Source organism: Chryseobacterium luteum (assembly GCF_000737785.1).
GTDB lineage: Bacteria > Bacteroidota > Bacteroidia > Flavobacteriales > Weeksellaceae > Chryseobacterium > Chryseobacterium luteum.
This window is the reverse complement of the sequence record NZ_JPRO01000001.1, coordinates 357,098-370,303: the sequence shown is the minus strand read 5'-3', so window position 1 is coordinate 370,303 and position 13,206 is coordinate 357,098. Positions and strand designations below refer to the sequence as shown.

The following is a 13,206-nucleotide window of genomic DNA, read 5'->3' as shown; positions in this document are numbered from 1 at the left end:
TTTTAAGATCAAAAGTAAGCAATTTTAATAAGATTCTTATTATGCAGAACATCCAAGATTTAAAGGAAAAAATTTTTTTTGAATCCAAGAATATCATTGATATTCTGGAGAAAATAAACAACGTAGACGAATTACTTTCCAAGCAGGATCTTGTAGATGAGCTTGCGAACAGGATCTCTTTTCTGAGGCTTCTGGAAAAAAATATGGAGTATTTTATTACAGATAACTCACAGCAGAATTCAGAGAATCAGTATGTTTCGTTAAATCCGGATGATGTGCATGAATCTCATCATGAGGTGACGGAAGAAGAGGCGATTTTCAATAATGAGTTCAATGAGATTGATGAAAATGAAGGCGGAGATTATACCGTAACATCAAAGGATGAAGAGGAAAAGTTTAACCATCAGCTTGATGATATTGTAGAAAATGAATTCCATGAAAGTATTGTAAATTTTTCTGAAGAAAATTACGGACAGGACCAGGCAGGAAACGTTCAGGAAAATACTTCTCAGAATGAAATTACAGAAGAAGAGGCGGTTTTCAATAACCAGCTGAACGAAATTGATGAAAATGAAGCGTTCAATGTTAACGAAAAAGTCTTCAGTTTTGTAGATGAAGAAAGAATCCTTGCTGGTGCTGAACCGGATAATGATGAAGGTCTCAACGAAGATTTATTCATCAGTGAAATTACAGAAGAGGAGGCGGTTTTTAACAATCAACTTAATGAAATTGATGAAGATGGAGAGAATGTTTCACATGAAACGGATGCTTCAGATGATCTTGAAAAAGCAGACACAGACAATAATACTGCAGATAAATTCAGGGAAAAGACAGAAATAATTCCAAGCATCTTTGATACTGAAATGCTGGAAGACGAAATACTGATCGAGGAAAATGAAGAGCAGTTCAGTACATCTCATATAAACATTGAGCAGGGAGAAATGCTGACAGAAACATCTAATGTAGAAGGTATCCTGAGCGAAATAAAAAATGATTTTCCTTTGGATGAAAAAGAAACCATCCTTGCTGAAGTGTATGACAGAAGAAAAATTGTTGAAATCGACAAGCCTCTCCCGGAAACAGGAAAAGAAAAGCCGGCTTCTGACGAAAGCTTCGAAGATCTGGATGCATATCAGCAGGAGAAAAAAATAAAACTGGCCAATATCAAAGGACTAAAGGCTGTACAGTCCCTTTTTGATGATGATCCTCTTGAAAGGGATATACCGAAAGAAAAACCGGTTTCTGAATCAAAAGAAAATCAGGGAAGCATTCTGAAAACAAACATTCCTACCAACTTTATGGAAGCCGATAAGGTAAAACCTGAATTCAGGCTGGATCTGAATGACCGAATTGCCTTTTCAAAAATGCTGTTCGGCGGAAGCCAGACGGATCTGAACGAAACGGTTGCCCAATTGAACAGTTTCAGAAACCTGGAAGAAGCAAAAGAATATCTAAGCGATCTTTATTACGAAAGAAAGTGGAGTAAAGTAGATGAATATGCCCAGAGACTCTGGATATTGGTAGAAAATAAATTCTTATAATTTTGAGCGGAATCTTATATTTTGTTCCCACACCCGTCGGGAACTTAGAAGATATGACCTTCAGGGCTGTAAAAGTCCTCAAGGAAGTTGACTATATTTTATGTGAAGACACAAGGACTTCAGGAATACTTTTAAAGCATTACGAGATCTCCAAACCTTTAAAATCGTATCACCTTCATAACGAACATCAGGCCACCGAAAAAGTGATCGCTGATCTTAAAAGCGGGCAGGATATTGCCATTATTACCGACGCGGGAACTCCAGGAATTTCAGATCCGGGTTACCTTTTAGCAAAAGCAGGTTCAGACAATGATATTGAAATGATATGCCTCCCGGGAGCTACAGCTTTAATTCCGGCACTTGTGGTGTCCGGGCTTCCGAATAATGAATTTTTGTTTGCAGGGTTTCTGCCTCAGAAAAAAGGCAGGCAGACGAAGCTTAAACAGCTTGCAGAAGAGAAAAAAACCATCGTTTTATACGAAAGTCCACATAAGATCAATACAACCCTGGAGCAGATCAAAGAATTCTTCGGTGAAGAAACCAAAGCAAGTCTGAGCAGGGAAATTTCTAAAAAGTTTGAAGAAACCAAACGCGGGACTATCAATGAATTAATTGAATTTTCCAAAAGCAAAACTTTAAAAGGAGAGATTGTTCTTATCGTAAATAATTCTATTTAATTTCAATAAAAACAGTGTTGTTTGTGGCCCAGTCCGAATCACTAATTCTTTATCAAAAAAACAGAGGAAATATACACCATCCTGCAGTGAAACAATCACCAGAGGTATTTCGGATATTTTTTAGAACAAGCTTTTGAGAATAGTATTGGCAGAAGAAAGTTTTAAAACGGGATAAGATATAAAAAACGTGTATTTTATTTTAAAAGCCTTTAAAATAAAGGTGGCTGTCTTTAAAATATGATAAAAAACAGAGAAAAAATTTAAGTAATTTAATGATTTGAAATGCATTGAATAACAATTTATAATATCTTTGCGGACTGTATAATTCGTATAAAATTAAATATGCTAAATTGCCGTTTTTTTGAAAGACGGAAGTATTTACCAAGAATATAATTATCAAGAGATATGATGAAACTATTAGAAGGAAAGGTAGCGCTAATTACCGGAGCTACAAGAGGAATCGGAAAGAAAATCGCTGAAATGTACGCTGAACAGGGTGCAAAAGTAGCATTTACCTATGCCGGTTCTGTAGACAAAGCTCAGGCATTAGAGGCAGCTTTAAGTTCTGTAACCCAGATCAAAGGATATCAGTCTGACGCATCAGATTACGATGCAGCTCAAAAATTAATCGACGATGTAATGGAAGAGTTCGGAAAGATCGATATTCTGATCAACAATGCAGGAATCACCAGAGATAACCTGCTGTTGAGAATGTCCAGAGAAGACTGGGATCAGGTAATGAGAATCAATTTGGATTCTGTATTTAACCTTACAAAAGCGGTGATTAAACCTATGATGAAAGCTAAATCAGGATCTATTATCAATATGACTTCAGTAGTTGGAATCAGCGGAAATCCGGGACAGTCCAATTATGCAGCTTCTAAAGCCGGAGTGATAGGGTTTACAAAATCTATTGCACTGGAACTGGGATCAAGAAATATAAGATGTAACGCAGTGGCTCCGGGATTCACAGAAACTGAAATGACGGCAGATCTGGATGAAAAGACGCTTCAGGCATGGAGAGACAGGATTCCGATGAAAAGGGCAGGGCAGACAAAAGATGTTGCCAATGCCTGCATATTCTTAGGAAGCGAAATGGCTTCTTACATCACAGGACAAACCCTGAACGTAGACGGCGGAATGCTGACTTAAAAATAATCAAAAACAGGCTGTACACAATATGTACAGCCTGTTTTATTAGAAGAATTAGAAATCTGCTCTATCTGCAAAATCTGCGAGAGCCTATTTTAATCTTTAAAAACCTGATTTTCCTGTTCCTGAACCCTTATAAAAGTAGTTCTCTTAGACAATTCTTTAAGTTTGGAAGCTCCTACATAAGTACACGTAGAACGAACACCTCCCAAAATATCCTTCACCGTTTCCGAAACAGGACCTTTGTAAGCCGCCTTCACGGTTTTCCCTTCCGAAGCACGGTATTCTGCCACACCTCCTGAATGCTTATCCATAGCAGTCTTGGAACTCATCCCGTAAAACAGGCGGAATTTTTTTCCGTTCTCTTCAATGATCTCACCGCCGCTTTCATCATGGCCGGCAAACATACCGCCCAGCATCACAAAATCTGCACCCCCTCCGAAAGCCTTAGCCACATCTCCCGGAACTTTACATCCTCCGTCGGCAATAATATGCCCTCCTAAACCGTGTGCAGCATCAGAACATTCGATAATCGCCGAAAGCTGAGGATAACCGACACCCGTTTTTACCCTTGTTGTACACACAGAACCGGGTCCGATACCTACTTTAATGATATCTGCACCCACAAGAAGAAGCTCTTCCACCATTTCTCCGGTTACTACGTTTCCTGCCATGATGATCTTATCAGGAAAATTAGCCCTTGCCTTCTTCACAAATTCAACGAAATGCTCAGAATAGCCATTGGCTACATCTATACACAGAAACTCGATTTTTGGGTGCTTTTCGAGGATCAGTCTTAGTTTTTCCTCATCAGCTTTTCCGGTACCGGTACTTAAGGCAATATATTGGTGGATGCTTTCAGGCTGGCTGTCCAGAAACCTGCTCCATTCCTCGGGAGTATAATGCTTGTGAACTGCTGTAATGATTTTATCTTTGGCCAGCTCTACCGCCATTTCAAAAGTTCCTACCGTATCCATATTGGCTGCGATAATCGGAACACCTCTCCATTTCTTTTTTGTATGCTTGAAGGTGAATTCCCTTTCGAGATCCACTTCTGAGCGGGATTTTAAGGTAGAACGTTTGGGTCTGAACATAACGTCTTTAAAACCTAGCTTTATATCATTTTCTATACGCATTTTGGTGAATTTATTTATTGTTTTAAAAATTAAAATTAGTAATTTACCTTAAATATACTACTTTTGACAGGATGGATTTTCCTGTTACTTTTCAGATTTTCGGCAAAACAGTTCTTGCACATCCTGTATTTGAAACACTGGGTATTTTTCTCGGGATGCGTTTTTATTTTTATTTAAAAAGAAAATCAACCGAAAAATTGTCTTTCAATACTTCCGCCGCGGTTCTTATCGGGGCAACGGCAGGCGCTTTAATGGGTTCAAAGCTCATCGGAAATCTTGAAAATCCCTATGTTTTATTTGAAAATTTTAACTTTAAAAGGTTTTGGACCAATAACACAATTGTTGGCGGTTTAGCTTTCGGATTGATCGGGGTTGAACTGGCAAAAAAGATAGCCGGCCACAAAGAAAGTACCGGTGATCTGATTGTTTACCCTTTGATTTTAGCAATAATAATCGGAAGAATAGGCTGTTTTCTAACAGGAATTCACGAAGAAACTTACGGTTTGCCCACCACCTCAATCTTCGGAATGCATCTTGGTGATGAATATTTAAGACATCCTGTTGCGCTGTATGAGATTGGTTTCATGATTGTTCTGTGGATTTGTTTAAAAATCGTTGAGAAAAAAAGAAAATATCCTTCAGGCTTTATTTTTCAGTTATTTATGCTCAGTTATTTTACCTTCAGATTCTTTTTAGATTTCATTAAACCTAAAATTGAAATCGCCGGAAATTTAGGAGCCATTCAACTGGTCTGTCTTTTGGTGATTATTTATTACATTTATAAGATTAAAAACACCAATAAAATAAAATTATGAAAACACTGACACTTCTTGAAGCCGGCGGATTAGGAGGCCTGGTTGCAATGATTATTCTGGTCATTGTCGTTATCGCTTCTGTCGTATCATTAGTCATTACAGTTTTTGTAAAGCTGATTTATGAAAGCAAAGACGGAAGAAAATTTTCCGGAAAGCAGTTTTGGCAGACCATGCTGATCTCCCTGTTAATTTGTGGACTGATCAGTGGTTTTGTTTGTGGAGGAATGTAAAAAATTGAAATTATGCCGGTAAGAAATTATACGTATTACGATTATACAATCAGTCTTTGCCCCGAATGCCTGAAAAGGGTAGGAGCCAAGATCATTATTGAAGATGAAGCGGTTTTTATGACCAAAAGATGCCCGGATCACGGTTTTTTCAAGACCATGATTGCTTCGGATGTTCAGTATTATAAAAATATCAGAAATTACAATAAAGCCTCTGAAATGCCCGTTCATTTCGGAACCGATGTGGAATATGGCTGTCCGTACGATTGCGGTTTGTGTGTAGATCATGAGCAGCACAGCTGTCTTTCCATTGTGGAAGTTACCGACCGGTGTAATCTGACGTGTCCCACCTGTTATGCGATGTCGTCACCACATTATGGCAGTCACAGGAGTTTGGAACAGATTGAAGCCATGTTTGATACCATTGTTAAAAACGAAGGAGAACCCGATGTCGTACAGATCAGTGGCGGCGAGCCGACCATTCATCCCGAGTTTTTTAAAATCATGGATATCGCCAAATCGAAACCGATTAAACATTTGATGCTCAACACCAACGGAATCCGCATTGCGAATGATCCCGGTTTTGCAGAAAAACTGGCAGCTTACGCTCCGGAATTTGAAATTTATCTGCAGTTTGATTCCTTTAAACCTGAAGTTTTGGAAGATTTCAGAGGAAAAGATTTGACGAATGTCCGCATGAAAGCTTTGGAAAAATTAAATGAATTAAATCTTTCCACCACCTTGGTTATCGTACTTCAGAAAGGGAAAAACATCGACGAGATCGGAAAATTGATTGATTTTGCTTTAAAACAGAAATGCGTCCGCGGGATTACCTTTCAGCCTGTAGAAGTGGCCGGAAGAAATCGCGAAGATTCTGCACACGAAAAAATTACTTTAACCGAAGTAAGACAGGAAATTTTAAATCAGTTTCCGCTTCTCAATGGCGATGATATTATTCCCGTTCCGTGTAACCCTGATGCTTTGGCGATGGGGTATATTCTTAAACTCGAAGGAGAAATCATTCCTCTTACACGGTATATCAATCCTGCCGATCTGCTGAATAATGAAACGAAAAACACCATCGTTTACGAACAGGATGCGGGATTGCAGATGCAGCTTTTGGATATTTTCAGCACCGGAATTTCTGTAGATAAAGTTCAGCCTAAAGTAAACCAGTTATTATGCTGTCTTCCGGAAGTTTCGGCTCCCAATTTAGACTATGACAATCTCTTCAGGATTATCATTATGAATTTTATGGATGCCCATGATTTTGATGTGCGCGCCATTAAAAAATCCTGTGTTCACATTGTCAATAAAGATTTGAAAATGATTCCTTTCGAGACGATGAATTTATTTTACAGAGATGATAAAATTAAATACCTTGAGGAATTGAGAAAAGAGGATAAGGTTTTATTTTAAAAATGATTTTCACAGATTTTTATACTCAAACGCCTGTGAAATTCGTAACCTGTGGGAAAGCAAAGGGCGGAAAACTATCTTTTCACGCCCCATAAGTTTATAGTTCCTCTATGCATAAAGCCGAGCTTTTCATACAGCATTTTGGCTCCTGTATTGCTTTCCGCAACATGCAGGAAGGGTGTTTTTCCATCTTCAAAGATCTTCCCGGAAACAAAAGCTACCAGTTGTTTGGCCAACCCTTTTCCCATATGATCTGTACCTGTGATCACAGCACTTACCTCCGTCATATCATTCATCTGCATTCTTTCACCCGTCACAGCCACTAATTTTCCTTCCTTAAAGATCCCGAAATAGCGGCCTAATTCAGGAGTTCTTGTTTTAAAGTAATAAGGATAGAACTTCATGACAAATGCCAGAAGCTCTTCCCGGTTTTCCTCTTTCAGTTCAATAACTTCTTCGGTCATATCAATCTGAACCGGGTTTTCCAGAACATATTGGTCACACACAAGTTTGGAAAATTTCGTCTTTAAATTTCCCGGATTAGGACGGGCTCCGAAAATCAGAAAATCATCACAGACCTTTGCATATTCAGTGATGTCTTTTTCTTTTGAAACCTTTGCTGCTCCACCAAAAGAAGCTACTTCAGGGTTATAGAATTTCGTATCCCCAAAATTGAAGCAGAACTTTTCATGGTATTCATTAAGTGAATGATAAACAGGATTGTCTAGCTTGCTGTACATTATTCAAAATTCATTACTTCTTCTAAAGTTTTCATGTATTCATAAGCTGTAAGATCGAACTTTACGGGAACGATTGAAATATATCCGTTAGCCAGTGCTGTTTCATCAGCATCTTCGGATTCGTCCATATTGTTGAAATATCCGGTCAGCCAGTAATATTTTTTTCCGTGAGGATTTACCCTTTCATCAAAGCTCTCTTCCCATTTGGCATTGGCCTGTTTGCAGACCTTTACCCCTTTTATTTCTCCTGCAGTGAGTTTCGGGATATTCACATTCAATACAATTCCTTTCGGCATTGGATTTTCAAGGGTTCTTCTTACAATATTCTGAATATATTCTTTTGCCTGCGTAAAATCGGCTTCCCAGCTGAAATCAAGAAGTGAAAATCCGATAGCGGGAATTCCCTCCACACCTGCTTCCACAGCGGCAGACATCGTTCCGGAATAGATCACATTGATGGAAGAATTGGCACCATGATTGATCCCTGAAACTACGATATCCGGTCTTCTTTTCAGGATTTTGTCAAGAGCCATTTTTACACAGTCCACAGGCGTTCCGCTGCATGAAAAATCGGTCTGCGGCCCATCCAGGGTTACCTCTTCGTAGCTTAAAGTGGAATTGATTGTAATGGCGTGGCCCTTTCCACTTTGGGGAGAGTTAGGCGCAACAACAATAACCTCTCCTATTTCGTTCATGAATTGTATAAGGTTTCTGATACCGGGTGCTGTGATTCCATCATCATTAGTTACCAGAATAAGCGGTCTTTCCATAAAAAAATTAAATTTTAACAAAAATACTTAAAACTATCCGATAATTATAAATAAGGTATTAAATTTGATAGTTTGTAACAACGAATTAATTAATGCTACAAATTGTAGTACATATTTTAAAAAAAATTAATAAATAAAGACAGTTTATGTGGAAAAATTTCAAACTGAATAAATTCTTACTCCTAATTCCATTGACAAGTCTAATGTTTTGTTTCAACTCGCCAAAGAATGACGATGAAAAGATGCAGACGATTATGGTGAGCGTAAAGAATACACTTTCTTATTTACATTACAGCCCAAAGCCAATCAATGATGCCTATTCTAAGGACGTTTATAAACATTATTTTGAACTGGTAGATCCTGCAAAAAGATATTTTCTGCAGTCTGATATGGACGAATTCGGCAAGCATGAAACAAAGCTTGACGACTACATCAGCCAGGGAGATCTGATATTCTACAAACTTACTATCGACAGACTTTACCAGAGAGTGGACGAAATAGACAAGATCACTCAGGATATCTTCAGCAAGCCGATCAATCTTCAGGAAGACGAAACGCTGACTCTTGAGCCGAAGCTTAAAAAAGTACCTGTCAATAAGCAGGAACAGTATAATGAGTGGAGAAAGTATATCAAATACAATATTCTCCAGGAGATTGAATCTATGAACAGCAAAGAAGAAGCTCAGAAAGAGAAGAAAGATTCTGTTCAGAAATATAAGTTGAAAGATACAATCAAGTATCAGCCGCTTAGCCCGGATCAGAAGATCAAAAAAGCAACGGATGAAGTGAAAGACCTTGTAAAAGATACCTTTACAAGATTCAAGAAAAGAAAGAAAATGGATTGGTTTACTGTGTATATGAATGCGTATACTGAAGTATTCGATCCGCATACCAATTACTATTCTCCAAAAGATAAAGAAGATTTTGACACCCAGTTCACCGGAAAAGTGATAGGAATCGGAGCAATTATTCAGGAGAAGAAAGGAAATCTCTTCCTGGGAGCTTTAACGATCGGAGCGCCTGCCTGGAAGTCCAAACAGCTTTCTGAAGGCGATAAGATCCTAAAAGTGAGATCCAAACCGAAAGAAGATGCTGTAAATGTTGTAGGAATGCTTTCTGATGAAGCCGTAAGACTGATCAGAGGTGAAAAAGGAACTCCGGTGACGTTAACGGTTCAGAAAAAGGACGGAACCATTAAGGATGTAACAATGATCCGTGAGGAAGTTGCTATCGAAGATACATTCGCAAGAAGTATTGTAGTGAATTCTCCAAACGGAAAGAAATACGGATTTATCAACCTTCCAAGCTTTAATGCTGATTTTGAGGATTCTAAAGGAAGAAATGCTTCTGATGACATCAAAAATGAGATCATTAAACTTAAAGGGCAGAATATTGAAGGAATCGTTCTTGACCTTAGAAATAACGGTGGTGGATCATTAACGGAAGTGGGGGATATCATGGGACTTTTCATGGAGGCAGGACCTTATGTACAGGTGAAAGACGGAAACGGAAAGATCCAGACCTTAAAGAATAAAAATGAAACTCCGATCTGGACAGGTCCACTAGTGATCATGCAGAACGAGCTTTCAGCTTCGGCTTCAGAGATCCTTGCAGGAGTCATGCAGGATTACGGAAGAGCAATGATCATCGGTTCTCCGCAGTCTTTCGGGAAAGGAACCGTACAGACTTTCGTAGACCTGAACAGATTCTTGAATACGGAAGATGATTTCGGATCTTTAAAACTGACGATCCAGAAATTCTACAGAATCACCGGAGAGTCTACACAGAGAAAAGGAATTGTTTCTGACATTCAGATGAAAGATTTCTTTACTTACGCTGAAGTAGGAGAACGATATGATGATTATGCTTTAGCATGGGATAAAATTCCGGGAACTAATTTTCAGAAGCTGAACTATTTCAATACCCAGGCTCTTGAAAAAGCAAGTGCCGACAGAATGGCTAAAAACAGCAATTATCAGTTATTGCTTGAATCCGCCCAATGGAGAGAGAAGCTGGATAAGGAAGAAAACATTACACTTAACATCAATAAGTTCAATGAACTGATGAAGCAGAGAAAAGCTCAGATCGAGAAATTCAAGGCTTTAACCAAATTTGAGAACGGTCTTAAGTTCATGATGTATCCTAATGAAGTTGAAAGAGAGAAAAAAGATGAAGCTTTCAAGAAAAAATCTGAAATGTGGATCAAAAATCTTAAAAAAGATCCATACTTGCAGGAAGCAATGAATATCGTTTCCGATATGGGAACCAAATCATAAAACAAAAAGGCGCTGATCGGAGATCAGCGCTTTTTTTAGCTTTTAAAGAATTTTTATATTTAAATAAGTTTCCATATTTGGAAACTTATTTGTATTTTTGAGTAAAAACACAATGAGATATTTTGAAACGGTATTTTTAGAAGAAGCCGTGGATTTTTTGTCTGGTCTGGATAAGAAATCAGCCGCTAAAATAATTTATAATATCGACCTCGCTGAACAGACCAATGATCCAAGACTTTTAAAAAAATTAAGTGGAGAGATATGGGAGTTCAGAGTAAGATATTCAGGTAAGCAATATCGGTTATTGGCATTTTGGGATAAAAGAGATAAAGAAAATACCCTTGTAGTCGCTGGCCACGGATTTATTAAAAAAGATAAGAAAGCTCCCAAAAAAGAAATAGAAAGAGCAGAAAAAATCAGAGAGAATTATTTCAAATAGTTATGGCAAAGAAAGAAATAAAAAAGTACACTCTTGCAGATGTTAAAGATCGTTACATCGGAAAAGAAGGAAGTGAAGAAAGGCATCAATACGAGTATGAACTTAGAATGGATGTATTGGGACATCTGATTAAGGCTGCCCGTAAAGAAAGAAAGCTCACGCAATTAGAGCTGGGGAAATTAGTAGGTGTACAAAAAGCCCAGATCTCTAAAATTGAGAACAATATCACAAATGCTACGATAGCAACTGTATTAAAAGTATTTGATGCACTGGATGCTGATGTGAAATTTAATGTAAGGCTGGAAGGAAAGAACTTAGAAGCAGAATTAATTTAATAGAAATAAAAAGCAGGAGACCCTCATGAGGGTCTCCTGCTTTTTATTTAATTTTTTAAAATTACTTAATTTCTACACATCCCACTCTTCCCCCGGCATTTCCCGTAGGCTGGGTATGGAAATCATCTGCGGCAGCGTGTACAATAAGCCCTTTCCCGATGATGTTTTTCGTTTCATCCGTACAGCCAAGACACCACTTATTTGTTTTGAAGGTCAGGACTGCTTTTCCGGTCTGGTCAGCCGTTAAATTGCCGATATCTCCCATGTGGAAATGTTCAGCGCCCCATTTTCCGTGGTCGTCTTTGGCCGGGTTCCAGTGTCCGCCTGTAGAAGTTCCGTCAGCAGCAGAACAGTCACCTTTTTCGTGAATATGTACCGCATGGATACCGGGAGTAAGATTGGTAACTTCAAGTTTCATGGTTACTTCTTCTCCTTTCTGGGTGAATTTTGCCGTTCCGCCCGTCTGTGTTCCGCTTTTGGCGTTAACGCTATACGTTTTTGTCGTGCAGCACGAAGCCGCTAAAAATGCACAACCCGCCAGTAATGCTAATGTTTGTCCTTTCATTTTTTTAATGATTTAAAGTGATTTTACGATAAATTTATAAAACATTTTCCGAAAGACTTTATGATTTCAATCCTTTTTTCGAAAACAGCAATATATGACAAGTGAAATATTACCTATCTTGATACTTTTACTGACCCGTATTTTTTAAAATGGAAGAACATAAAAAAAGAATCATAAAAGCAATAAAATACATTGATAGCAACCTCGATGCTGATCTTTCTCTTGAAAAAATTGCAGAAACAGCCATGTATTCTTCCTTTCATTTTCACAGGATATTTAAGCTTATTACCGGCGAAACCCTCCGGAACTATATTACAAGAAAGAAAATAGAAAAAAGTGCCTTTTATCTGGCTGTAAAGAAAGAAACAGGTATCAAAGAGATCTATCTTGATTTAGGATTCTCTAATCATGCCGTGTTCAGCAAAACTTTTAAAAAATACTATGGAATAGCACCTTCAGCGTTTAGGAGCTCAGCACCCGAAACTTTTCACAAGATTGTACAGATACAGAGCAAGAACGGACAAACGGATACGGTTTTCAGCCAATACATTTGCAACGTAGAAAACCTCTTAAACTGGACAGAAATGAATTTAAAAATTGAAGTAAAAGAATTGCCGGAAATGAATCTTGCAGCAGTAATGAGCCTGGGAATAGCCAATGTGGAACCTTCTTACACTATACTCATAGATTGGGCGAAGCAGCAGCAGTTATTTCCCCGGGAGAACCTCAGGATGATCTCCGTTTATCATGACAGTTTTAAAGTCACTCCGTCTGAAAAAGTCAGAATCCATGCATGTATGCTTCTGGGCAAAAAGCTGGAGAAGCAGGAAGGACTGGTGTTTTCAGAAACCATAGATGCCGGAAAGTTTATTACAGGAAGCGGGGAAGTTACTCTACAGGAATTTGAACAATGCTGGGTATCCCTGTTTTTATGGATGAATGAACATCATTATTCTATGAGAAAAGCATTACCGTTTGAAATTTACCATTCCAATTTTAAAGAACATCCGGAAGGCAAAATGATCGTGGATTTCTGCATCCCGGTCCATTGATTTCCCATTCGGAAGCCAAAGTATGCCTTTCAGTAAAATTTATTTTAAAGAAGGGCATATTC

Annotated in this window: 14 protein-coding genes; 10 read left to right on the top strand and 4 right to left on the bottom strand. The window is 38.3% G+C overall.

All coding sequences use genetic code 11. The annotated features are described in order from the left end of the window. Positions 1 to 41: 41 nt before the first annotated feature. The 3 genes from IX38_RS01680 (at position 42) to fabG (ending at position 3,370) form a co-directional block, all read left to right on the top strand. Positions 42 to 1,541, top strand: coding sequence for a hypothetical protein (locus IX38_RS01680; protein ID WP_034701110.1), 1,500 nt, complete (start codon positions 42 to 44; stop codon positions 1,539 to 1,541). Between the two features lie 2 nt (positions 1,542 to 1,543). Next, the gene (gene rsmI / locus IX38_RS01675; RefSeq protein ID WP_034701109.1) at positions 1,544 to 2,218 is read left to right on the top strand and encodes a 16S rRNA (cytidine(1402)-2'-O)-methyltransferase; all 675 of its coding nucleotides are present in this window, start codon (positions 1,544 to 1,546) and stop codon (positions 2,216 to 2,218) included. A gap of 408 nt (positions 2,219 to 2,626) precedes the next feature. Continuing rightward, a complete protein-coding gene (gene fabG / locus IX38_RS01670; RefSeq protein WP_034701657.1) occupies positions 2,627 to 3,370 on the top strand; it encodes a 3-oxoacyl-[acyl-carrier-protein] reductase in 744 nt (247 codons plus the stop codon). A 95-nt stretch (positions 3,371 to 3,465) separates the two neighbouring features. On the opposite strand, the gene IX38_RS01665 is transcribed toward fabG, so the two are convergent. Further along, positions 3,466 to 4,506 carry a GMP reductase gene (locus IX38_RS01665; protein WP_034701108.1) on the bottom strand — a complete coding sequence of 347 codons (1,041 nt, stop codon included), beginning with the start codon at positions 4,504 to 4,506 and terminating at the stop codon, positions 3,466 to 3,468. A gap of 71 nt (positions 4,507 to 4,577) precedes the next feature. On the opposite strand from IX38_RS01665, the gene IX38_RS01660 reads away from it, so the two are divergent. From IX38_RS01660 to IX38_RS01650, 3 genes are read left to right on the top strand one after another with little or no spacing between them, the layout of a single operon-like run. Beyond that, positions 4,578 to 5,321 carry a prolipoprotein diacylglyceryl transferase gene (locus IX38_RS01660; protein WP_034701107.1) on the top strand — a complete coding sequence of 248 codons (744 nt, stop codon included), beginning with the start codon at positions 4,578 to 4,580 and terminating at the stop codon, positions 5,319 to 5,321. Further along, entirely contained in the window at positions 5,318 to 5,551 is a 234-nt protein-coding gene (locus IX38_RS01655) for a hypothetical protein (RefSeq protein WP_034701106.1), read from the top strand. The genes IX38_RS01660 and IX38_RS01655 overlap by 4 nt, the downstream gene beginning before the upstream one ends. Before the next feature lie 12 nt (positions 5,552 to 5,563). Further along, positions 5,564 to 6,967, top strand: coding sequence for a radical SAM protein (locus IX38_RS01650; protein ID WP_034701105.1), 1,404 nt, complete (start codon positions 5,564 to 5,566; stop codon positions 6,965 to 6,967). A gap of 74 nt (positions 6,968 to 7,041) precedes the next feature. Here the strand turns inward: IX38_RS01650 and IX38_RS01645 are convergent, their stop codons facing one another. Continuing rightward, positions 7,042 to 7,707: a GNAT family N-acetyltransferase gene (locus tag IX38_RS01645; RefSeq protein ID WP_034701104.1), complete on the bottom strand. Its 666-nt coding sequence runs from the start codon at positions 7,705 to 7,707 to the stop codon at positions 7,042 to 7,044. Continuing rightward, positions 7,707 to 8,477, bottom strand: coding sequence for a 5'/3'-nucleotidase SurE (gene surE / locus IX38_RS01640; RefSeq protein ID WP_034701103.1), 771 nt, complete (start codon positions 8,475 to 8,477; stop codon positions 7,707 to 7,709). The genes IX38_RS01645 and surE overlap by 1 nt, the downstream gene beginning before the upstream one ends. Before the next feature lie 146 nt (positions 8,478 to 8,623). Here surE and IX38_RS01635 point away from each other — a divergent pair, with 146 nt between their 5' ends. From IX38_RS01635 to IX38_RS01625, 3 genes are all read left to right on the top strand, one after another. After that, positions 8,624 to 10,753, top strand: coding sequence for a carboxy terminal-processing peptidase (locus IX38_RS01635; protein WP_034701102.1), 2,130 nt, complete (start codon positions 8,624 to 8,626; stop codon positions 10,751 to 10,753). Positions 10,754 to 10,865: 112 nt separating this feature from the next. Further along, positions 10,866 to 11,192: a type II toxin-antitoxin system RelE/ParE family toxin gene (locus tag IX38_RS01630; protein ID WP_034701101.1), complete on the top strand. Its 327-nt coding sequence runs from the start codon at positions 10,866 to 10,868 to the stop codon at positions 11,190 to 11,192. A gap of 2 nt (positions 11,193 to 11,194) precedes the next feature. Then, on the top strand, positions 11,195 to 11,527 hold the full coding sequence (locus tag IX38_RS01625) for a helix-turn-helix domain-containing protein (RefSeq protein WP_185097666.1): 333 nt from the start codon (positions 11,195 to 11,197) through the stop codon (positions 11,525 to 11,527). A 61-nt stretch (positions 11,528 to 11,588) separates the two neighbouring features. Here IX38_RS01625 and IX38_RS01620 read toward each other — a convergent pair whose 3' ends face one another. After that, positions 11,589 to 12,092 (bottom strand): superoxide dismutase family protein, encoded by a 504-nt coding sequence (locus IX38_RS01620; protein ID WP_034701100.1) that lies wholly within the window; start codon positions 12,090 to 12,092, stop codon positions 11,589 to 11,591. A gap of 149 nt (positions 12,093 to 12,241) precedes the next feature. On the opposite strand from IX38_RS01620, the gene IX38_RS01615 reads away from it, so the two are divergent. Further along, positions 12,242 to 13,144, top strand: coding sequence for an AraC family transcriptional regulator (locus IX38_RS01615; RefSeq protein ID WP_034701099.1), 903 nt, complete (start codon positions 12,242 to 12,244; stop codon positions 13,142 to 13,144). The last annotated feature ends 62 nt before the right edge of the window (positions 13,145 to 13,206 follow it).